At 43.0% G+C, this 23,242-nt stretch carries 20 protein-coding genes; 4 read left to right on the top strand and 16 right to left on the bottom strand.

Going from position 1 to position 23,242, the window contains the following annotated elements; all coding sequences use genetic code 11:
• Window positions 1-5: 5 nt before the first annotated feature.
• The 3 genes from FAM09_RS18265 to FAM09_RS18255 are packed head-to-tail and all read right to left on the bottom strand — an operon-like array spanning window position 6 to window position 1,283.
• Window positions 6-482, bottom strand: coding sequence for a CHAP domain-containing protein (locus tag FAM09_RS18265; protein WP_136578584.1), 477 nt, complete (start codon window positions 480-482; stop codon window positions 6-8).
• Window positions 479-991, bottom strand: coding sequence for a hypothetical protein (locus FAM09_RS18260; protein WP_136578583.1), 513 nt, complete (start codon window positions 989-991; stop codon window positions 479-481). The genes FAM09_RS18265 and FAM09_RS18260 overlap by 4 nt, the downstream gene beginning before the upstream one ends.
• A complete protein-coding gene (locus FAM09_RS18255; RefSeq protein WP_136578582.1) occupies window positions 978-1,283 on the bottom strand; it encodes a hypothetical protein in 306 nt (101 codons plus the stop codon). Before FAM09_RS18255 ends, FAM09_RS18260 begins: the two co-directional genes overlap by 14 nt.
• A gap of 365 nt (window positions 1,284-1,648) precedes the next feature.
• On the opposite strand from FAM09_RS18255, the gene FAM09_RS18250 reads away from it, so the two are divergent.
• Window positions 1,649-2,158, top strand: a complete 510-nt coding sequence (locus FAM09_RS18250) for a hypothetical protein (protein WP_136578581.1) — start codon at window positions 1,649-1,651, stop codon at window positions 2,156-2,158.
• 9 nt (window positions 2,159-2,167) lie between these two features.
• Here the strand turns inward: FAM09_RS18250 and FAM09_RS18245 are convergent, their stop codons facing one another.
• The 8 genes from FAM09_RS18245 to FAM09_RS18210 form a co-directional block, all read right to left on the bottom strand.
• The gene (locus FAM09_RS18245) at window positions 2,168-2,488 is read right to left on the bottom strand and encodes a hypothetical protein (RefSeq protein ID WP_136578580.1); all 321 of its coding nucleotides are present in this window, start codon (window positions 2,486-2,488) and stop codon (window positions 2,168-2,170) included.
• A 117-nt stretch (window positions 2,489-2,605) separates the two neighbouring features.
• A complete protein-coding gene (locus tag FAM09_RS18240; RefSeq protein WP_136578579.1) occupies window positions 2,606-3,325 on the bottom strand; it encodes a hypothetical protein in 720 nt (239 codons plus the stop codon).
• Between the two features lie 318 nt (window positions 3,326-3,643).
• Window positions 3,644-4,162 (bottom strand): host-nuclease inhibitor Gam family protein, encoded by a 519-nt coding sequence (locus FAM09_RS18235; RefSeq protein ID WP_136578578.1) that lies wholly within the window; start codon window positions 4,160-4,162, stop codon window positions 3,644-3,646.
• A 39-nt stretch (window positions 4,163-4,201) separates the two neighbouring features.
• Window positions 4,202-4,396: a hypothetical protein gene (locus tag FAM09_RS18230; protein ID WP_136578577.1), complete on the bottom strand. Its 195-nt coding sequence runs from the start codon at window positions 4,394-4,396 to the stop codon at window positions 4,202-4,204.
• A gap of 229 nt (window positions 4,397-4,625) precedes the next feature.
• Window positions 4,626-5,120, bottom strand: coding sequence for a hypothetical protein (locus FAM09_RS18225; protein WP_136578576.1), 495 nt, complete (start codon window positions 5,118-5,120; stop codon window positions 4,626-4,628).
• A 2-nt stretch (window positions 5,121-5,122) separates the two neighbouring features.
• Window positions 5,123-5,806, bottom strand: coding sequence for an ATP-binding protein (locus FAM09_RS18220; RefSeq protein ID WP_136578575.1), 684 nt, complete (start codon window positions 5,804-5,806; stop codon window positions 5,123-5,125).
• 44 nt (window positions 5,807-5,850) lie between these two features.
• Complete coding sequence (locus tag FAM09_RS18215; RefSeq protein WP_136578574.1) at window positions 5,851-7,890, bottom strand: Mu transposase C-terminal domain-containing protein; 2,040 nt, start codon at window positions 7,888-7,890, stop codon at window positions 5,851-5,853.
• Between the two features lie 113 nt (window positions 7,891-8,003).
• The gene (locus FAM09_RS18210) at window positions 8,004-8,285 is read right to left on the bottom strand and encodes a hypothetical protein (RefSeq protein ID WP_136578573.1); all 282 of its coding nucleotides are present in this window, start codon (window positions 8,283-8,285) and stop codon (window positions 8,004-8,006) included.
• Between the two features lie 40 nt (window positions 8,286-8,325).
• Between FAM09_RS18210 and FAM09_RS18205 the strand changes: the two genes are divergently transcribed.
• Window positions 8,326-9,225: an XRE family transcriptional regulator gene (locus tag FAM09_RS18205; RefSeq protein ID WP_136578572.1), complete on the top strand. Its 900-nt coding sequence runs from the start codon at window positions 8,326-8,328 to the stop codon at window positions 9,223-9,225.
• A gap of 338 nt (window positions 9,226-9,563) precedes the next feature.
• Window positions 9,564-9,848: a hypothetical protein gene (locus tag FAM09_RS18200; RefSeq protein WP_136578571.1), complete on the top strand. Its 285-nt coding sequence runs from the start codon at window positions 9,564-9,566 to the stop codon at window positions 9,846-9,848.
• Between the two features lie 250 nt (window positions 9,849-10,098).
• Here the strand turns inward: FAM09_RS18200 and FAM09_RS18195 are convergent, their stop codons facing one another.
• The 4 genes from FAM09_RS18195 to FAM09_RS18180 form a co-directional block, all read right to left on the bottom strand.
• The gene (locus FAM09_RS18195) at window positions 10,099-11,562 is read right to left on the bottom strand and encodes a glycoside hydrolase family 30 protein (protein WP_136578570.1); all 1,464 of its coding nucleotides are present in this window, start codon (window positions 11,560-11,562) and stop codon (window positions 10,099-10,101) included.
• A 28-nt stretch (window positions 11,563-11,590) separates the two neighbouring features.
• On the bottom strand, window positions 11,591-13,105 hold the full coding sequence (locus FAM09_RS18190; protein WP_136578569.1) for a RagB/SusD family nutrient uptake outer membrane protein: 1,515 nt from the start codon (window positions 13,103-13,105) through the stop codon (window positions 11,591-11,593).
• 25 nt (window positions 13,106-13,130) lie between these two features.
• Window positions 13,131-16,253 carry a SusC/RagA family TonB-linked outer membrane protein gene (locus FAM09_RS18185; protein ID WP_136578568.1) on the bottom strand — a complete coding sequence of 1,041 codons (3,123 nt, stop codon included), beginning with the start codon at window positions 16,251-16,253 and terminating at the stop codon, window positions 13,131-13,133.
• Window positions 16,254-16,509: 256 nt separating this feature from the next.
• Window positions 16,510-18,255: a cellulase family glycosylhydrolase gene (locus FAM09_RS18180; RefSeq protein ID WP_136578567.1), complete on the bottom strand. Its 1,746-nt coding sequence runs from the start codon at window positions 18,253-18,255 to the stop codon at window positions 16,510-16,512.
• Between the two features lie 349 nt (window positions 18,256-18,604).
• On the opposite strand from FAM09_RS18180, the gene FAM09_RS18175 reads away from it, so the two are divergent.
• On the top strand, window positions 18,605-21,556 hold the full coding sequence (locus FAM09_RS18175; protein ID WP_136578566.1) for a ligand-binding sensor domain-containing protein: 2,952 nt from the start codon (window positions 18,605-18,607) through the stop codon (window positions 21,554-21,556).
• A gap of 136 nt (window positions 21,557-21,692) precedes the next feature.
• On the opposite strand, the gene FAM09_RS18170 is transcribed toward FAM09_RS18175, so the two are convergent.
• A complete protein-coding gene (locus FAM09_RS18170) occupies window positions 21,693-23,240 on the bottom strand; it encodes a RagB/SusD family nutrient uptake outer membrane protein (protein ID WP_136578565.1) in 1,548 nt (515 codons plus the stop codon).
• Window positions 23,241-23,242: the final 2 nt, after the last annotated feature.

Here is a 23,242-nt window from a genome sequence, read left to right as displayed (position 1 = left end):
GTATGTTATTGAATGAATCCTTTGATGGATGCCAGTTTTCGGGTGCGGCGGCAAACTTCATAACCTTCCCGGCTTCCTTCATCGTTGGTATTGCCTTCGATCGTTTCTACCAATCCGCCCTGTATTCGTTCAACCAACCCGGTATGACCGGTGCCTTTTCCGTAATCCATAATGAACACGGCGCCAGGCTGAATAATGGCAGGATTTTTAAGTACTTTGTCGAGCACTATTTTTCTTTTTGGTTGCTGCTCGTTCCATTGATGTAAAACACCACCTGTTCTGATAAGAAAATTTGAAACGCCTGTGCTCTTTGCAGCCTGTTGATAACACCAGTATACAAACGCCATACACCAGGGATAACCGGGATTGAGCCCAACGCTTTTCAAATATTGATCTACCTCCACACCCGAATTACTTGAACCCTTTTCGCGAACGCCCAACTGACTGATTGCTATTTCAAGGGCTTTTGCTGAATTCGTCATATAAAGAATTGTATAATTGCTTTTGCGCCTGCAATCAGTAATCGCCAATTTTTAATACAAAAGCGGGTTATAAAAAAGATACTTATACCCAATGTTATTTTTGCCCACCAGGGAGTGCGGTACCGGATCACTTCCCGCGGTACCGGCACATGCACAATGGTGTTGGTTTTCCTTTCGAGTTCTTTTTCCAGCAGGGAAATGCGTAACAAAAGACTGTCCTGTTTGCAATCAATGCTTAACTCGCCATTTTTCAAACTGGCTACCAGCGACGATCTTCCACTTTTAGCCTGCCCCTGCCATTTAGCTTCAGGGCAGGGCACGGTTGTTCTTATTTGCACGGTGTCGCCAGGTAAGGCTATAATAGAGTCCCGGTAAAAGTATTTTACAACCGTACTGTCATTTACCTGTGCTATTACCGGCTTAGGTGTTTTACAACCAAACAACAACGCGATCATTGATAGCGCGTATACGATTACAATGGTTATAAATAGTGCATTAGCCTTTTTCACCGGAAAGTGTTTTTATTTGTTGTACTAATCGCTGGTTCTCTTTTTTTAACTGCCTGTTATCTTCACGCAATACTTTTACTTCGCTACGAAGGATCTCTACTTCATCATGCAGTGCTTCATATTTCTTCTGCATTCCTTCTCCCAGTTCACGCCATACTTTTACGGCTCTTTCTACTGCATCCAGTTCACTGATATAAGTTTCTGCTTTGTTCTTTCTTCGGGCTGCGTACCATGTTATTGTTGCTGTTGTTATACCGGTAAGCGCATTAAGGATCATTTCATTGCTCTGCATAGTTTTCTTTTCAGAATAACCGGGAACAGCCTTACGGGGCTGACCGGTTATTTGCTTTTCACTGTTGTAGCTGCTGGTACGTTTCGATCACTTGTTAACCTTTCATCTATCGGTTTCCGTGCCGTTGACATCACAAAACTGCAACGATTAAAAGGGCTTACAAAATGAGGGATTCAGGCTTCATCATTATTTGCGGTTACATACCGCAGTAACTGCGGTATCATACTTTTTGCGTTTTTAAACTGCCGCTTAAATAGGCGAATTTTGAGGTATGCCGGCAGGCAATTCACCAATAGAATTGCGATATAAATGAAAGAAGCCTTCTGCTGGCTATAAAAACAAATTGATAAAACAGCACATACACTATGTTTCAATCGTATTACTCTTTGCTTTTGTTGGCGCTGAAAGCACGCATCCAACAATCTGTTCCCGAAATTTTATTGGTAGAACAGGATTGGAGTCAATTGGAGAATTATGATACACAACCTGCCGTTTCGTGGCCGTGTGTATTGATCGATTTTATAACGTCTGATTTTGGTAGTGAAAGTGAGCTTGTGCAGTGGGGAAATGTTACCATTCAGCTTCGCCTTGCCTTTCCGCCGGTTACAGCTCCGGATACCGTTGGCGGTCAGGCGTTGGCGTGTTATGAAATAGAGGCAAAGCTTTATAAAGCATTACAGGGATGGCAACCTGAAGACCAGGATGGCAATTCCATTGGCCAGGAACTGACGCGATTGCAGGTTACAACCGAGCAGGGCCGGGAAGATGATATCAGAGTGAGAACATTACTATTTACAACTGGCTTTGAGGATGCGAGCGCATCGCCGGTATATACAATTGAATCACCTGATTTTGACCCTACCTATTACGAATAGGTTGGGAAGCTACCATATCAGGTGCGGCCATTTTTCCTTGAAGTATTTTATGGCAGGCTGTTCTTTCTTGAGTTTAACAAGGAGGTTGTAGTTTGCTTCAATGATCTCGGGAACAGTGACCGGACTTAAATAAAATTCTGAGGCGACTTTTTTGATAATGAATTCGTAGCTGAATTTGCGATCGAAGAAATTTCCGTAGTAAAAATAGCGGCTTACCAGTGCTTCGTTGCGGGCTTCATGCAACTGGCTGTTGCGGCCTTTGCCGGCTTTGGGTGTGGACTCTTTTGATTGGTCGAAAATATCAGTAAAAAGTGTGTTGACTCCCCGCATACGTATTGCAATACAATAATCGTATTTGCATAGCATATTTACAAGCCAACTTTGTCACGAAAAACAAAAGCCCCGCTACACCAACGGCTTAGCGGGGCATTACTATTTGTTAAACTATTATTTTTTCTTTCCTGGCCAATATTTGCCTTCCAATACATCCTTGTATTTTTTGCGCCAGTATTTCTTTGCTCCTTCTTCCCAGATCAAAAATGGTTTACTACCGCCATAACGGCTTTCAACATAAGCAACGAAACCCATTACCTCTATTTTAATATCGCAGTCGTGCTTAACGAATTTTGTAAAATCATTCTTTACCCAATGACTGATAAAGATCAGCGACTTTCCTTTTCTCGGCTGGCACAGTGAATCTGTTAGCTGCAGATATTGTTTCTTCGACAACTCCGCATGCTGTATGCTATCCAGCACGGCAAAATCGGCTGATTTCTTTTTCATCAATCGTTCGCCAAACGTTTCATAATAATCGCTTTCAATAGGCGCTTTATACAATCTCACTTTTCCATCTTTATCCTGCATGCCCGATTGAATGATCTTATGCGCAACGGTTTCGCTGTCGCCACCCGCTTCTTCATGATTGTTATAATCTACAATCCCAAAGTGCGTTAGGTAATTGCACAGCGTAAAAATTAAAGAGCTTTTACCGGCAAACGATGGCCCGGTTATGAACCATTTTGCGTGTCGTTCAGGACGACCGAACGAATCGTGAAAGATGCCTTCAAGGGGGTAAATATTCCTTTCTTTTGAAACGATCTGAGAAGGTCGCAATACTTTGATTTTCTTCTTCTTAGGGAGCTTTTCCGCTTTTACAACCGATTCCATGGTGGATTAATATTTTGCTTTTTATACTTAGATTTTACGGGGGCTATTTTTCGCTACAAATCTGTATTACAAGCAGTTGCATGTTTTTTACTCATCAAAAACGGAAAAAACCGGCTTACTTCAGGTATTTAACAGTTCAAGTTGTTCAGTAATTCTCGGCAACCGGTGCAGGAATCGAACCTGCCAGGTAATACAGCATGTCTGAAATCACCATCTCCTTGTCCGGTTAAAATGCCATTCTGTAGAAACAGAACGGCTTACTTACTCACTAGCTATGAAACAAGATCTTTGATCAGTGCCTTGAAAATTATATCAGCGCTAGGCGCGTTGTAATAGTTGCAATTTGGCTTCTACAAAAAACGTTTCATCCTGTACCACATCTACAAAACATGTTTTTTGCAGATCGTGAAACTCTTTCTCTTCACGCATGGCGATAATCGCTTCTTTATCGAGCTCGCATTTAACCCGTACCAGCGAAGGAAATTTTTCCTGAACCATTTCCAGCACATCCTCCCAGGTAAACTTCCTGTCTTTGGTAACTTTAGGCGTTCCCGTACGGAAACCGATCACACTGTGCAACAACTCAACGCTCTTCCGTTTACCCCAACTGTCTTTCTGCTCTTTGGCATACACTTCCAGCACTTCAAATAATTTTTCCTTTTCCATGTTCAGGTAGATGATCTCATCCTGGAACTCTTCTTTAATGCTGTTGATGCGTTCGTTCATTTGCGCTTCAATTGATCCAAGCCGGGTAGTCAGTTCAGCATATTTGGCAGAAGCTTCCTGTGCCTGTTCATAATTTACATTGTTGATGACTTTCTTTTTTTCGCGTAACATGTTGTTAAAATTTATTAGTTAAAAAATATTGCAGCTGTTTTAGAGCCAATACAGGTTATTGGTTTTACAATGAATGCAAGTCGCATTTTCATATCGTACTGCATTTTCAGTTTTGATTTTCTCTTTGATCAGCAGCGTGCTGTTCTTACCTGGCACCGGCTGGCTTTCACACCCTCTTATACAATACCAGGCTCCGCAATGCGCACATCCTACTTCTATACAATGATTCGCCATACTTAATTTTTTTATTCCAGACAATAAGTATCCTATACAGGCCCTTTCAAAAACCTGATCGTTTATAGAAAATCTTACTCAGTGGATCTTAATGAAACTCTTTATGTACTTCTACCGCCAACACATGCAATTTATTGCCGAGGTAACTGGTTGGGTTGTTGATATAGTCGGTGTACAGAATGCGCAATGCGAAAGCCTGTGCAGGAGTAAAAATAATGGTGGCGCGAACTTATACTTGCTCTTCCTGATATTCATCGAAATAACTTTTTACTGGTTCATAATACTTCAGGAACTTTTCATCCTGCACATTCAGCCAGTTATACCCGCTTCGAATACCTTTAATTACCCCGGCATGATCAGTTGTTCCGGTTAAACTGGCTAATAAACAATAGGGCACGTGTGGAAATTTTTTCTTGCCTACCATCCATAATAACTTGCGCATGCTGGGCCTGTCGTTCGCCCTGCTTTTATCGCTTACCCAGGCAAGCTGTACATTCCAGCAGTCACACATTGCTTCAAACAATTTTTTCAAATCATTCTCAACCATTTTATTCGAATAGCGGGGGATCAATGTTACCTCAATACCTGCCTGTTGTTGAATCTCATTTTGTGCACGTGATATAACGTGGCTCACTATAGATATTTCCTTTCTTGTAAACACGTTCATAATACTTCCGTTTTTATAGTATGTCTTTTCTTTTTTTTGCAATAGTGTCTGTGTCATGATCAGGCGGCTTTAAAAGCATTAATTAAATCGGTTAGTACGCGCAAATCAAATTCGCATTTGTTATACATTTCTGTTATTACCTGCTCATTGCTTACGCCATTGGCTTTGCAAATGAGCGATACGTCTTTTTTAAATTCCTGTTTAGCCGGCGTCAGGTCCCAGAATATTTTTTTCATCCGGCTATACAATTCGGCAAAACCTCTTTTGTTACGGCTTACGCCTAATTCAATGCGCTTTTTTAAATATGGTGTTGCAATAAATACCAGTCCGCATTTGTTGTGCAGTTTGTTTTCCAGGTCAACAAACATTTCCAACACCTCGTCTTTCAGCTTATCCACTTCATCGATAATGAACAGCGGATCGTTGTCTTTTTCAAGATTACGCACCAGGTTATCGAGCATTTCTGCAATAGTGCCGCTGCTATCTTTACCCATGCACCTCAGCATGTCGCGCAGCAAAAGGCGAATTGGCATGTGGCGGTGGCAACAGACGTAGTAAACCGAATTATTTTGTTCAGCAAATGCTTTTACGGTGATGCTTTTTCCCATGCTGGCATTAATGACCAGTGCATGTATACCTTTGGGATGTCGCTGCGCATCGCCGAAATAAGCAACAAGCTTATTGTATACGCTGGTGGGCGCAATGGCCCAGGCACTTATTTTCTTCTTTGTTTCTTTATTCATTATGTATATTTTTTAATTACTAAAGGTTAGAGAATAGTGATGTATCAACGGTTAAAGATGTTCTTATAAACATTAAAGGCATCTTCCTCTACCTCAGTCATTTCAGGCAAATGCGTATTTCCTGCTTGTATGCTTTCTTCACGATATGCCTGTTCCGATGCTGCCAATAATTCTTTAGGTGCCAACCCAGCTAATAAAATCGCTTTTGAATCTATCTCATGGGTACGTGCCGCAGAAAGTGCCGCCACTTTATTTACCTGCGCTTTCTTTTCATTTAAGATCATGTCCAGCGCTTGTCTGCTGCCATCGTATTGATATACCAATGCCCGCGGCTGAAGGTTAGCTTCTTTCGCAACAAAGCGAATATTATCATGGTCGGTGATCAATACACGGCTCATATCGTACGGATCATACACTACAGTTACCTTACTGCCGATCAAATGCTGCATGCTTACATAGTCAGGTAAATCATAGCTATACTTTGTGCCATTAATAACGGGCTCAATTCCTCTGTTCGTAATGGTTACCGATCTTCCCTGCGGTGAATGAGCAAAACCAAACAGGTGCAGAAATTGCAGGTCAGTGATCGAACGCTTTTGTGCCTCATTTAACCCGTTCCAGCGATGCTTAAACATTGCCTCGCGACTGGGCGCTTCCAGATCACTTTTAGTAATGGATGGAATGTTGCGCATATAATAAAGGAACTTATTGATCTGCCCGCTCGCATGATCGCCTGTTAACGGACGCCTTTTTGCATTTGCTTTCAGCGCTTCTACATTCACGCCCGTACGCCGGGCTGTTAAGTTGTTGCCGTTATAATTAAGCTCATTGTGCGCTGCCAGTTTTTCGGCGCGCTTTGCATGATCGCTTCCAAATAACTGTTCAATGTATCCCCGGTGTTTATTGCCTACGGCTGGTTTTACAAACCGGGCAATGCTGTTGAAGAAGGGAAAGGAATTCTTTCTGTTCCAGTGATCGGCTTTCACTTCAAAAGGCAGGTACCATTGGTCGCCACCGGTAATACTCCTTATATAATACATCGCATCGATCCACGCAATTCGAACCATATCAAAAACAGGCGCTTTGGCATGGCGGTAACTTGCTCCTAATACCAATCCAATACTGCTATCTGCCACTATATAACCAACATATCGTTGCAGGTCTTTGCTGCCGCCCTGCATATCAGGATCAGTGAAATAATAGTTGAAATTATAATCGTCGCTTTCAACCAATGCCAGCGGATGCATGGTACGGGCCGGCAATCCTTTTACCTGGCGTACATATTTTTCGTTAAAGGCATTCCAGCCTTCGCGACCGGCAATAATTTCATGCTCCCATTCTTTTCTACGCAACCCAACAATGCGCGCGCCAATAGCCTCTTTGCCATTTTGTTTTGCCCAACTGTTATACAAATAGCACAACATCACATCATCGTATTGATTGGGATGCTCTAACAACTTCTTCAAAACATCATCGTCAATTTTTTTGGCAAGCGAGTTACCAAATCGCCAGTCAATTAAACAAGCGTACCCTTTCTGCTGGTATTCGTTCATTTTATTACGCAGGCGTTGATAACTGGCAGGCAGATCAATGCCTTCCGATTTAATAATATCGCACACATGAAACCAGAACTGATCAAGATTCAGGTTCAACTGTTTTTTAATAAGCTTCTTATTCTGATTAATGTCATTGAGCATATTCAACCAGCTTGCAGCTTTTACATATTTTGTTATGTGCTCTGTTGGCAAGAACTTATTGTCGTTATAGGCGTATGAAAGAAAGAATGCTTCGGCTTTCTGATCGGGCTGAACCATTCGTTTAATGGGTTCTTTAGCCATATAATCGTATGGATTGCCGAACAACTCCTTCACCATTTCTTTATATTCATCTTTCAGGTTTTCATATTTGATCAAAACCTTTCGACGGTCATCGGGGTCGTTCATGAAGGCCCAACATTTTGTGCCGGTACTTTTAGCTTTGCGCAGATATACTTCCACCTTTTCTTTTTCCTTACCCGTTGCATTCACAATAGCCTGCACCATTTCGGCAAAACCGAGATATAATATGTTATCTAAAAATTTCAAGGTGAACAGTTTTAGTAGGGTCAAAAAATGTAATTCTTAAGGAAGGATTTCGTTAGCTCAGGAAGCTGTAACTTGATTGCCTGTAAGGAAGGAATTCAGGCAGGTTAGCTGTTTCATGTTTTAGGATTTGGGTTTGAATTAAATGGAGTTACATTTTTTACGGCTTTCAACAACTGGTTGTCACTTTCAATAATGTGCATATAGGTAGCCAGTATTTCTTCGTTATCCCGGTCGCCGCGGATTACCTTTCTAACATGGTCGGCAGTAACCCCATGGATATCTGCCACCAGGGCAGCCACATCCCGCCTCCGTAGTACTGTTTCTTTGTTTTTTTGCATACTTTTAGCCCCCTGCATATTTGTATCGCTTTTCGATACAGCAAATATATGCCTCATTTTTTGACAAATCCAATTTTTGAGGCAAAAAATTTACTTTATGTCAACTTTTTTTGCACCCAACCTTTCCTTTCTAAGGAAAAAGAAGGGGATGACACAGATAGAAGTGGCCACAGCATTGGGTTTGAAGCGTAACACCTTTTCAAACTACGAAACCACCCATTCTGAGCCGGATTTGGGCACCCTGGAGAAAATTGCCTCATTTTTCGACATTTCGATCGACGAACTGGTCAGCGTCGACTTGTCGAAAGGTAACCTAATTGAATACCGGGAAGAGGATGAAAACAAGGAGAACAGTAACCCAAAAGGTAACGTAGGCGGTAACCTAACCAACATTACCCGCCAATATTTACCTCCGGGTGACGAAGACACGCCGGTATCTATCGTTGCTGAGTCGCTGCAACCTTATCGCCGGTTCCTGGCGCCCAAGATCATTACCATGGATAGTCATGGCGAGGAGAATATCATTTATGTTCCGATAAAAGCAAGGGCCGGTTATATGGCAGGCTTTGGCGATCCGCAATTCATACAATCTTTATCGGCTTACCGGTTACCCGGTTATACGAACGGCACTTACCGGATATTTGAAGTTGAAGGGCATTCCATGTTTCCTACTTTACAGGATGCAGACCGCGTAATTGCACGCTGGGCCGACATTTCAGACGTTCGCGATGATCGTGTTTATGTGCTGGTTACCCGCCAGGGGATATTAATAAAGCGGTTGATCAACCGTTATCATGAAGGAAAGATCATTGTAAAAAGCGATAATAATCATGCGGGTGAATTTCCAACCATCGTTTTGGATGTGGCTGAAGTGGCGGAGATCTGGTATGTAGTTGAACGATGGACAAGACAACTGCCCGGACCTGGTGAAATTTATAAACGACTGGTAAATATCGAAGCGGAACTGGCTATGCTGAAACAGAAGATGGGCGATTAGGTTTTTTCTTTAATAAATTATAACTACCGGAAACGTTTCGTTTTTCCTGTCCGTTCAGCCTTAAATTCCCTGTAACCCTTTACTGTAGCGCATGCTGAGCATTTTTTGCTTGCACACATATTTATACGGTTGGTTTTACTCTCCTTACTACTGCAAATGTTATGATCATATAGGCTATCGGCCCCCCAATACATGAAAGTTCAAACGGTATTAAAAAAATACAATTAACACCTGCAAATGTCATTTAATGAACTACGGTATGTCATATACTGAACTATTAACAGTAGTTATATGACATGTTTGACGCATATTTAGCTATTTGCCTATTTCTTTGTAAGATGGCGAAGTCGAAGGATAAGCGCTACAATACGGTAAAAAAACTAATTGCAGGTGGGCATATAAAAAGCTTTTCAGAAATATTAGAGACAGTGCCCAAGACCGTTGTAACCCATGATCTGGGTATGCATCACCAAACGTTTGATAAACTTATTAAATGCCCTGAAAGATTCACTTTTAAAGATGCTTTCAGGATCGCATCGCTGATTGATATAGATGACCAAACCATAATGGACCTGATCTACAACCAATATGCAAAAGATAATCATCTTAAACAAAAGAAATAGAACCTGACAGTTAATATAACAGGGCATCACCCGTGATAAAAGAATCAGAAAGAAGCAAAGAAGTACACGATACACGCAAAGACAAATCAGGCCTGTCCCGGCTTACCGGGATGGGCCTTTTTGTTTGGTTATTGTAATTGCTTTGTTAGAAGTGTTGGAACAAGCACAGCTAATTTGCTGAGCCTGCTCCCTGGTAATAAGGATATAGGATAATAAAAACGGGACAGGATTCTTTTAGTATCGGTTTTGCTTACCATACATAGGTTCCCACAGCGCCTGCATTCAGGCTGGTGGTTACCATTTTGCCATTGAATTTTATATTGAAGCTTTCTGAGTTCGTTCCTTTATTTAATGCTATCAATACTTTTTTGCCCTCAGGATTTTTAAAGGCCACTGTTATAATTGAGCCTGCATTGTTTGAGCCGATGCGTACCGAACCGGGGCGAACAAATTTGGAAGCATGGGCAATTATATAATATGATACATTCCTTGTTACGGTAGAAGCTATGGTGAGTGCTCCTAAACAGCTTGTACAACCGCCAGGCGTATGTGGGTTGTAATTGGGATCAGCCGCCAGGTTCCACTCCAATACATTCCGGCTCCAGTTACGGGTAGCGCCAATGATCAGGTTTTCTACATGCCATTGCAGATCGCCAGGGAAATTTCCGGGGCCACCCACCCATTGCTCAGTGAAATAAACATGTTTGTCGGGATGTGCATTATGTACCTGCGTAAGCGCCGTAATGCTGCCGCCATACAGGTGAAAAGCAGAACCATCAACAAAAGGTTTGGCTGCTGCATCATTCAGAATGGCCAGCGGATAATCTGGCCGGTCGGCATTGTGATCGTACGTAATAATTTTGGTAGAAATGCCGGCCGCCGCAAATGCTGGTCCCAGATTATTTTTTATGAATGCAGCCTGTTCAGCAGCCTGCATCACCATGCTTGGGTTATTGCCACCATGCAATGGTTCGTTTTGCGGAGTGATGGCATCGATGGTAATGCCTTCTGCTTTCATGGCCTGTATATATTTCACAAAATAATTCGCATAGGCAGCATAATATTCAGGTTTCAGACTTCCACCCACAAAACTGCCGTTGGTTTTCATCCACACCGGCGCCGACCAGGGCGATCCTAAAATTTTTATAGCTGGATTCAATGCAACGATCTTTTTCAGGATGGGTACCAGGTCCTGTTTTTCTTTTTCAATACTGAAATGCGCCAGGGTTGCATCGGTATCACCGGCAGGCATATCATCATAAGTGAATGTGGTAGCACTTAAATCAGATGCGCCGATACTAATTCGTAAATAACTTACCCCAATGTTTGTGCTGTCCCACAAAAAAAGCTCCTTCAATAAAGGATCCAATGTAGCCGGTGGCAGTGAATTCAACAGGGTAGCGCTTCCCCCAGTCAACGTATACCCGAAGCCATCAATCGACTGAAAAGTTTGTGTTGTATCAACGTCAATGGTAGTGCTTGCATTACCCGTGCCGGAAAATACCAGTGCAACGTTTTGCTTTTTAAACAAAACAAACTGATCGCCCTGGGTTAAATAAAACTGTACATCAGTTGCTACCGGCGGTGGTTGTACAGGTGGTGGGTTTTCGGTAACGTTGTTCTTTTTGCAACTGCCGGTCAGCATCAGCCATACTAACCATAAACCAACACTATTGAACATAATGAATGGGTAATTTCTTTTAAAAGATTTCATTGAAGTTTGTTTAACCATAAACTACAAACTAATTGTATAGGGGATTTTGCTGAATCTTAGTACCCTGTGTTTCTCTGAAAGGAATAGGAAACACTTCATGTTTTCCCTGTACAAACCCCCTGCTTCCCAAAACAGCGGGCGCATCGCCCCATCTTACCAGGTCGAACCAACGGTGGCCTTCACCGGCCAGCTCAGCGCGGCGTTCGTTCTTAATAGCAGCCAGGGAAACCGGCACAGGCGTCAAGCCCACACGGGCTCTAACGGCATCCAATAATGCCTGCGCCCTTGCTCCGGTTCCGCCCAATGCTTCAGCTTCCATTAAATAAGTATCTGCCAGCCGAATGATATAGGTATTCTGACGATAGTTTAGTTCAGAAATGCCCCCGCCTTTCGACACATCGGGTTTGCGAGGTAAGAATTTATTCAGGAAATAACCAGTGTTCATGTAGCCCGCAATGTATTTTACTTTACCTGCAGCCTGCAGCGCATTCAGATCGAGCAAAGTAGCTTCAGCGCGGGGATCTGTTTTTATAAAATCGTAGAAGTTTTGCGTGAATACAAAAAAACTCCATCCTGAAGGCAGATCAGGCGCTGTTGCATCTATTCTTTCATAACTTCTTGGGCCAACCATTACATTCAACGAATTGCCTTCATCGCGGCCGCTGCCCCAAAAGCCCCAGTCGGAGTTACCGGCGGCACTATGCGTTTCTTCCAGTATAGACTCACTGTTAAACTTATTCGAAACTACCCACAGATCACTGAATTTAGTCAGCAGCTTATAACCGAAGGGACTTGTTGCGCCAGGTACAGGACCATTTACTTCAGCCAGTTGCTGAGCAGCCAGGGTATTCTTTTTCTCATACAGGTATACTTTCCCTAACAGCGCTTTGGCGGCGCCTTTGGTTAAACGACCGGCTTCTGTTGCTGCAGCAATGGTTGCAGGCAGGTCGGTAATCGCTTCCGTGAGGTCTTTTTCTATTTGCGTATATACATCTTCCGGTTTTGCCTGTTCTACCTGGTACATGTTGCTGGCCGTTAACGGTTCCAGCAGCAGCGGAATATTTCTGAACATGCGCACCAGGTTGAAATAATAAAATGCCCGCAATGCTTTTGCTTCTGCGGCGAACCTTGCTTTTAAATTATCATCCATAGGCACATTGGGCAGTTTCTTCAACAACACATTGGCCCTGAATATGCCCTGGTAAGGATCGTTCCAATAGCTGCCGGCCATCAGGTTAGCGGTCATGGTATAGTTTGAGAAAGCCTGCAACTGCGTGCCGTCTGTTGAGTTGCCGCCACCGGTATAATGATCATCGGAACCTGAATTCATCAGGGCAAGCATATTTTCAAACCCGCCCGAATTTTTTCGCAATGGATCATATACGGCAACCAATGCCGAATAGGCCTGGTCCTGGTTGGCATAATAAAAGTCTGATAGGAATTGTCCCTGTGGTGTTACATCAACAAACCCTTTTTTACACGATGCCAGGGTATTTATAATAATAACAACTATTAATAAGTAGTTTATTTTTACTGTTCGCATGATCTGTAATTGGATGGATGAATAATTAAAATTGCAACTGAACACCGCCAATAATTGACCGGGCTTGCGGATATACGCCTCTGTCAACGCCAAAAACGACACCGCCTATCTCAGGATCATACCCGGTATAGCCTGTTATGGTGAACAGGTTCTCAGATGTTACATACACCCGCAGTCTGTTAGCCTTTATCTTACTTACAATTCTTTGGGGTAATGTATAGCCCAACTGCACCAGTTTGAACCGGGCATAATCACCTTTTTCCAGATAGAAATCAGACATTCGGGTAAAGTTGCCATTGGCATCATTGGTCGACAGGCGTGGATAATCGTTCGTAGTTCCTTCGCCGGTCCAGCGGCCCAGCACGGCTGTTTGATAATTGGCATTACCAATATCGAGGCGACGCAATCCCTGAAAGATCTTACTGCCTGCAGTACCTTGTATAAATACCATAAAGTCGAAATCCTTATAACTGGTATTGATTGTTAATCCAAAGGTGTATTTAGGAATGCTGCTGCCCAGGAAAGTTTTATCCAGATTATCATTGGTGATCCTGCCATCGCCATTGATATCTACCCAACGGAAATCGCCAGGTTTAGCATCCGGTTGCAATAAGTCGCCGTTCTTATTTTTATAGGCATTGATCTCGGCCTGGTTCTGGAAAATGCCGGCGGTTTGAAATCCGAAGAAGGTATTGTACGATTGTCCTTTCTGTATACGGGTTATAGCCCCCATTGTTTGGAAGCTGGCTTCACCGGTTATGAAATCGGCATCGGCCGCTACATAGGTAACTTTATTTTTCAGGTAAGAGAAATTGGCATTCACGCCCAGGTTGAGATCGCCAAAGCTTTTCCGATAACCCAATTCCACATCCAAACCATTGTTTTCCATATCGGCAATGTTTGCTACCGGTGAGGTAGATACGCCTACGTACCCTGGTATGGTGATCGGACGTAAAATGCCGGATGTCTTTTTGCTGAAGTAGTCTACATTCAACGTAAGTGCTTTGATCAGTTGCGCTTCAAAACCAATATTGGTTTGTGAAGTTTCTTCCCAACGCAAATCAGGATTGTCGAGCGATTCGGGTGCATAACCGGTAGTAATATCATCTGATGTACCAAGTGTATAGTTAAACCCGCCTGATACTACCGACAGGTAACCAAAGTTCCTGATGGCATCATTTCCTACTACACCATAACCGCCTCTAAGCTTCAGCCTGTCAACAATGTTGTTGCCTGGCCAGAATTCTTCATTCGACACATTCCATCCCAAAGAAAAAGAAGGGAATACCCCATATTTATTATTCAAACCAAATCTCGATGAACCATCTCTTCTGATAATACCCGTGAACAGGTACTTTTCTTCATAATTATAATTAACCCGCGCAAACAGCGACGACAATTTGTGCCTGGTTAAGTCAGATGAAGAAGAGTTCCTGTTTGCCTGGGGAATATCGAAATTAAAGGACGCATCTTTATAACTACTGATGGGCAAATTGAACAGCGTAACACTTGAACCACCGCCAATATTTTCCACATAGGCGCCCTGGCCCAACAACACCGTTACATTATGTTTATCGAAACTGTTGGTATAGGTTACCGTATTTTCGATATTCCAGTTGAAGCTGTTGTTATCCGATTTATTAAAATTATTCTGTGAAGTTTTCACCGTAGCGCTCAGGTAATAAAAAGGTGTAAAACCCTGTCCGCCCCAATAAGCCAATTTGCCACCCAGCGTTGATCTTACTTTAAGATGTTTGCCGATGGCTGCTTCCAGGTAGGCATTGCCTACAAAATCATCTGACCAGCCAAACTGTCCCAGCCGCGTTTGAATATAAGCAACCGGATTGCTCATTTCCTGACCCACCAGCGAGGAGATGCCATACGGATTACCAGCTCCATCTTTTATTACCGGGTTGTTGCTGTACGGGTTGGCATTGGCTATTGCCGGATCAGTAATCACCAATGGCGTAACAGGATCAAGATTAATAGCCGAAGCTAACGGTCCGCCAAATTCGCTGTTGGTATTGCCGATACCAACCGTTTTCTGGTGCGAATACCCTACCGTTTGCCCAACTGTAAAAATTTTGGAGAGCTTATGCGTAGAATTGATGCGGATATTTTTCCGGGTATAGTTTGAGATCGGTCCGGCTACAATCCCTTCCTGGTCCTGGTAACCAAACGACAAATAGAAAGTTGATCTTTCATTACCACCGCTCATACTAACTTCATGTGAATAACGGGCTGCCTTATCATTAAAAAGCGCATCCTGCCAATCTGTTCCTGCACCCAGTGCACCAGGATCAGGAAAAACATTCGCACCGCCGCCATTCGCCGATTTTTCATTTATAATTGCAGCATATTGAGTGGCATTCAACAGGTCAAGCTTTTTGTTTGCCCGGGATATACCATAGAATCCATTGTAGTTAACCGTTAGCTGACCGTTTTTCCCCTTTTTGGTTGTTACCAGAATTACACCGGTTGCGGCACGGGTTCCATAAATAGCGGCAGAAGCGGCATCTTTCAATACTTCAATTGACTCAATGTCGCTTTGGTTCAGGAAACCAATTCCACCCTGATCAACTACAACACCATCTACCACCCACAGCGGATTATTACCGCCCTCGCCAAAAGTGGTAATACCCCGTACCCTGATGGTAGAGGCAGAACCAGGTTGTCCATTGTTTTGGGCAATAGTTACACCGGCCACCCTTCCCTGCAGGGCCTGTTCAATTCTGTTACTGGGTACATTTTCCAGGTCTTTGGCTTTTACACTGGAAATAGCACCGGTAACCACCTTTTTACTTTGGGTTCCATACCCTATTACCACCACTTCATCGAGACCCATTGACCCTACATCTTGCAGTTGTACAGAAAGAGTACCACTTTCAGGAATGGTTAGCTCCTGACGGGCCATACCAACATAAGAAACAATCAACAGGATTTTCCTGTTGGGAACACGGATGGTGAAGTTGCCGCTGGCATCGGTTGTAGTAGCCAGATTGGTACCTTTAACAGTTACGGTAGCGCCCGTTAATGGCTCACCGTTTTTATCGTTGACCTTACCGGTTACTACAAGATCCTGTGCCAGCACAGGCGCGAAGAAAGCCTGTAATACCAGCAATACGAGGACAAAACGCAGAATTTTCATATGCAAGTCAATTGTTAGTTAATAATGTTCAAATCAAAATCTAAAGTAAACTGTTGATGAGCCCTGGCCTAATAAGGCGCCCTATCAATACCCCATCAAAACAGCACGCTTATACGATGTGTACGTGGTTTTACCCCCTCTTTACCACATCATGGGGTATTCGACTACGCTCAGGATTTTTGGTATGCTTCTCCTTCGCTCAGAAATAAAAAACCCCGCTGCGTGCGGGGGCCTTTCTATTTATCGATCGATCATATTACTTGATTGCAGTAAACTGAATGGAACGAAGGTGAATGCCGCCTGAATTAAAATACAAACGAAGGGTATTCGGTCCTTTTTTCAGTGCTATTTTCTGAATGTCCAGTGCTTGCCATCCGGTTGTTTTTGGCGCCGTTATACTTTTTGCAGTGGTATTATTATTCACAGATAAAGACAATTTTCCGTCTTCCTTTGTAGTGTTATAATTTAAAATAATATTGTAGTGGCCGGCTTTTACCACATCGATGGTGTATTGAAGCCATTCACCCCGTTCAGTATGCGTTACAAAATACTTATCTGTTGCGGTAGGGTCTGTTTCAATATCCACCCCATCATTACGATATACGCGGCCCTTATTTCCACCGTGCGTACCATTTGAAATATGATAATCCGCCGTATCTGTGTCGAAATAAGCTGCGCCGTTCCTGCCCAGGTCATACTCCACAGCATTTACTACCGTGCCATTTACAATTATATGCGCTTTATACGGAATAGTCGCCTGTGAAAAGGGCTGCCTGATAAGCGCATCCAACACATCCCGTTTTATAATCGTATTTTCCAACCTGGTAGCCGCTGCCAGTTGCATTACCCCGTTATATGCTTCCGCTGCTGAAGGCCGTGGTCCATTACCCAACCAGTGTGCAAGCACTTTATCATATTCCTTGTTCAACTTCACCTGCATAGGGTTATTATTCCCTAATTTTTTTAATGGCCACCAAGCCCAGCCAATGTTGTTTGCTTCCAACAATTGAACCGCTTCTGTAAACCATACATTGGAGTTTTCGCCCGTTTCACCTAGCCATACAGGCACATTGTATTTATTCCTTGTATTCAGTATGTGCTGAATAGATTCCGTCGTATTAAAATTCCAGTATTTATGAAAGCTCAGCACCATGTTGTTGTCCCAGGGTGGCAGAATACCATTATAATTATTACCCCAGCCATTTCCTTCGATAATGATCATATGTTTGTTATCTACTTCGCGTATGGCTTTGGTAATATCCATCATCAATTGTTTGAGTGGCTGGTTACCGGTTTCTTTCAACCCGTTCTTATCATTCACCGGGTCTTCAAAGCCCCAGTTAGGTTCATTCAAAATATCGTAGCCGCCAATGAAAGGTTCGTTTGCATATCGTTCGGCCAGCTTTTTCCAAAGCGCGATGGTTTTTTGACGGTTGGCCTCACTTTCCCAAAGCGATGGCTTTGAAGGGTCGCGGTCAGAAATGTTCAGGTCGTTACCTTGTCCGCCGGGGGCCGCATGCAGATCAAGAATGAGATAGAGGTTGTTGGCCTTACACCAGGCGAGCAGGCTGTCGGTGAGGCGAAAGCCTTTTTCGAGCCAGGTTTGTTTTCCCGCTTCGCGCTCCTTGTCAACCGGCAACGTATATAAATTATAGTGCATGGGCAGTCGAACAGAATTGAACCCCCATGCTTTTAGCGAATCGATATCAATTTTCCGGGTATGGTTTGAAAGCCAGGCGTTGTAGAATTCGTTCGTCTTTTCTTCTCCGATCAGGTCTGCAATTTTTTCCCGGATCTTATGCTGCATTCCTTCACCATGTAATTGTAGCATGTAGCCCTCCTGCAACATCCATCCACCCAAACCAACTCCCCGCAGTAAAACATTTTGGCCCTGGTCATTAACGATCTGTTGGCCGCTGACCTTTAAAAAACCCTGGGCTTCGGTTTGCGGAGGAACAATTATAATAAGGAGTAGAAGCAAGATCATTCTGAAATGTAGCATGGGGGATAAGTTTGAGTTTTATTTATTGGGGTGCCAGTTGGCAGTTCCCGGTTTCCGGTTGCCAGGATTTTAATTTCGATCAATCGACTAGTAATCGGGCTCTCTAAATTTTTTGCCCGGTGACAGGGAACTGGTAACCGGTAACAGCAATATTGACCACTCACCATTCACCACTAAATTAGAATTATATAAAATAAATCTTCGATCAGACACCCCATCAATACCACATCATAAAGGATCTAAATGGTTAAATAACAGGCACTTTACCCCATTAACGCCTTATCCACCCCCTTTTTCTTAATGGGTATTTGCCTAACTTAGTATTCGAGCGCCCTCAATTGCTGTCACGATGAGAAAATTGTTACTTACCATTTTTTGCGTTGGTTGGTTGAATGGGTTTACCCAAAATACCATCGCACTGCCTGAGATCATCAATTATTCCAAACAGATCTATAATGCCGGAACGCAGAACTGGAAGATCGTGCAGGATAAAAAAGGAATTATATACGCAGCCAATGATGAAGGGCTGTTAAGTTTTGACGGAAGTTTCTGGAAGAAATATACCTTACCTGGCGGCACGGGTGTACGTTCGCTGGCTATGGGTCATGACGGCCGGATTTATATCGGCTCGCAGGGCGAAATTGGTTTTTTTGAACCTGGTAAGAATGGTACGCTGCAATACATTTCGCTGAATGACCTGATCCCCGAAAATGAAAAAGACTTTACCGACATCTGGGATGTAATTCCGGTAGGAAATGAAGTTTTTTTTCGCGCTTACCGGAAGATCTTTCAATTACAAAACGAAAAGATCACCGTCTTCGGTAATCCGGCCTGGAGTTTTTTGGGATTACACCATCACAAACTCATCAGCAAAGCATGGCAAAAAGGGTTGTTACAATTTAAGAACGGAACCTGGACGCCATTTTCAAAACCCGATTTTTTTCCGGAAAAAGCAGAGATCACAGCTATCGTGCCGCTTGCAGGAGACAGCTCGTTGCTGCTTACCAAACATCATGGCTCTTATATTTTATTCGGAGAAAAGATCACACCATTCGACACGCCGGATATGCGGTTGATCAATGAAAAGAATCCTTACAGTGCCACAGTGATCGATAATAATCAAATCGCCATTATTACCAACCTGGCGGGCTGCTTCATCATAAATGAAAAAGGAGAGATAACGCAACGACTTTCCAAGCTGGACGGATTGCAAAGCAATAATATCCTGAGCCTTTATGTAGACCAGAAAAAAAATCTCTGGCTGGGGTTAGACAATGGAATTGATTTCATCGCCTATAATAATGCCATCAAACATATTTACCCCGATTACCAGGAACACAGCGCCGGCAAAGCAGCCATTATCTACAAAAACAATTTATTCATAGGTACTTCTAACGGGGTGTACCAGGCGCCCATTTCTTCCCAACAAGATATAGGTTTCATTAAAAGCACATTCGAATTGATACGCGGTCCCAAGGGACAGGTGTGGAACCTGTCAGAATTAAATGGTCAACTGGCCATGGGACATAACGATGGTTTTTTCATTATTGAAAACGGGGCTACCAAAATGGTTGACAGCAGTTCGGGTTTCTGGACCTTCCTGCCCTTAAGTAACGTTGCGCCTTCATCGGTTGTATTGGCGGGCACTTATAATGGATTGAATTTTTACAATTATGAGAATGGCCGGTTCACCAATCCTGAAATTCATTCTCATTTTGAATCGGCCCGGTTTGTTGCGCTTGACAACACCATTGCCTGGGCATCGCACCCCTACAAAGGCTTATACAAAATAACTTTGAACGGCGGTGTAAATCCCACTAACGTTCCATACAAAGACACGAAGGGTATACTCTCCAACAACAACAATCATATTTTTAAAATAAAAAGCCGCGTTGTTCTTTCGAATGACAAGGGATTATATGAATACAATTCAAAAACGGGTGAATTTGACCCTTCCACGTTTTTGCAAAAGATATTGCCCAAAGTGCCCATCAGGTATATGAAGGAAGATAGCAATGGGAATATCTGGTTTGTGCACGACCGGCAACTGGGTGTTTGTGACCTGAGCGGCCAACAGCCCCGCATCATTTATTTTCCCGAGCTTAATGGCAAGATATCCGGGAACGGCCTGGAATATATTTATCCTTATAACAGCAACAATATTTTTATTGCGGCTGAAGAAGGTTTCTATCTCGTGAATTATGCGCTATATAAACAATTCAAGGAAGAAATACCTATTCAGATAAGCGATGTGCGCATCGTGAATAAAAGAGACAGCACCATCTTCGGGGGTTATTTTATTAAAGAAGGAGAGCAGCAGCAGTTAATAAATGATGCGGTCCCTGAAATACAATACGCCTGGAACTCTATACACTTTGACTATTCATCACCGTTGTACGGAAAGCAATCGAGCATTGAATACGCTTACTACCTCGAGGATTTTGATAATGGCTGGTCGGCCTGGACAAAGAAAACTGAGAAAGACTATACCTACCTTTCACCAGGCACTTATACATTCAGGGTAAAGGCCAGAACGCACGAAGGGCAGGAGTCTGTAGTTGCCTCGTACCGGTTTACCATTTTAGCTCCCTGGTATCGTACCTCCCGGGCATATTTTGTATATGGTCTGCTGGCCTTGTTGTTCATTTACGCTATATACAAGTGGCAAAAGAAAAAATTCATTGTTCAGCAGCAAAAGCATGATGAAGAACGCAAGCGCCTGGAATACCTGCACCAGTTAGAAATTGAGAAGCACCAGGAGGAACAAAAACAATTGACCTATTTACATCAACTGGAACTGGAACGCAATGAAAAGGAAATTATCCGTTTGCAAAATGAAAAACTGCAATCGGAAATACAACTGAAAAATACTGAACTGGCTTCTACCACTTTTAACCTGGTACAGAAAGGTGAAATGCTGATGAAAGTGAAAGAAGAATTTGTGCGGATGAAAAAATCAAGCGAGATAGATAAGGATACTGATGATTATAGAAAGATATTGCGCATGTTGGGCGATGACAAAATGAAAAGGAACTGGGAACAATTTGCGTTGCATTTCGATAAGGTTCACAGCAACTTCCTTGTTTCTTTAAAAGACACTTACCCATATTTAACAGCCAGTGATCTGAAACTATGCGCTTATTTACGACTGAATTTGACCAGCAAGGAAATAGCGCAGATCATGAACATTACAATTAAAGGAGTAGAATTAGGCCGGCACCGCTTAAGAAAAAAATTAGGCATTCAACCGGAAGTGAACCTGGTTAACTTCTTACTGAATTTTCATTCTGAAATAAATTAGACAGAGGCTTCAATAAAAAAGGGCGTATCGATTTCAGATACACCCTCTTTATCGGGTACCGGGAAAACAGGTATTTGATTAAGTGATCATCAGCGCCCACGTTTATTTTCGATACATTCTATTTTAATTTTATTCCTCATTGCCATCCCGGCGTTTGTTTAAAATTGGTATTACCATACGTTTTGGCTATGTCCATCTCCGATTGCGGAACAGGCCATAATGTATCACGCAACGGAAATGTTCTGTTGTTATTACCATTCGGGTCTCTGATGGTGGGTATAATTGTTCTGTCGAGCTTCCATCGCTTAAGATCGAAATACCGCTGACCTTCCAACGCCAGCTCTATCCTTCTTTCATGACGAATGCGGGTACGCATATCTGCCTGCGATAATCCAGCTGGTAATGGCGGCATATTTACACCTGGGCGGGTACGGATGGCATTTATGGCGTTATAAACCGTAGCATCCGGGCCGGTGAGTTCATTTTGCGCTTCGGCATACATCAATAAAATATCAGCATACCGCAAATAAACCCAGTCCTGATCGCTTTGGGTGCCAATCACGGTTGCGCGGGTACTGTCTACGCCTTTCTTATTCAAAAAGCCTGAGTTTGCACCAACCTGATTAGGAACAAACACAATACCACCTCTAAATAATACACCAGGCGTGAGTACGGTAGCGAGCAAACGCGGGTCGCGGTTGTTGTAAGGTGTATTGGAATTATACAGAGGCGAAGCAGTGATTGGCAGTCCATCGGTACACTCATAATCATCTACCAGGTACTTCATTGGCTGAAAACTGGCGCTGTACGTATACAGGTAATCGGCCGGACTGTATGCATTAGGCACCTGGTAGCGACCTGATAACATGATCTCGGGATTATTAGTTTGCGAAGGTTTCAGAAACAAACCCCGGTACCCGCCTGTAAACAAACTGAACTTATTACTGTTCATAATAGTTTTAGCAGTGGTGGCCGCCATTTGCCAATTGCCCTGCGTTATATACACTTTAGTAAGGTAACCCAACGCAGTACCCTTTACCACATGGCCAACATATGCATTATCGGGCAAATTGCTCACTGCAAAATTCAGATCGCTTATTACTGAATCAATCACCTGGGCCTTGGGCGTTCTTCCCAATTGATAACTTTCAGGGTCGGCTGCTGCATTGCCAATAGGCCGCGTATAATACACTACATCGCCATATAACTGCGCAAGCAGGAAATAGTAATACGCGCGCATGAAGCGTACTTCACCAATATACTGGTTCATTGCCGCTGTTGTCAATGGCACATTGCCAATATTGGCCAGAAAAATATTACACGCCTGGATCGCTTTATAGGAAGTATTATATGCGTCTGACTGAATAGTGCCTGTAGTAGCTTCAATGGCGCCATTGGCTACGTTTGTGAATGCACCACTGTATGCATTATCAGTAAGCGTTTCCCAATAAGGCGTGCCCGCACCCCAGCCCTGCCCCGTATTGTTTGCATTGGTGTAATTATATCCCTGAATAAGGTAGCTATAAATCGCGGTAAGCGCTATATCGGCATCGGCTTGTGTTTTCCAGAAATTTTTATCAGGAATCTGATCTGGTGGGTTCTTTTCTAAAAAATCCTTCTTACAACTTACCATAAGAAACAACACGCTAAAAAAGACAATACTATATCGGATGAAACTTTTCATTT

It is taken from the genome of Niastella caeni (assembly GCF_004834005.1).
GTDB classification, from domain to species: Bacteria; Bacteroidota; Bacteroidia; order Chitinophagales; family Chitinophagaceae; genus Niastella; species Niastella caeni.
Note: the sequence above shows the minus strand (reverse complement) of the source record. Positions and strands in the feature narration are given on the sequence as shown.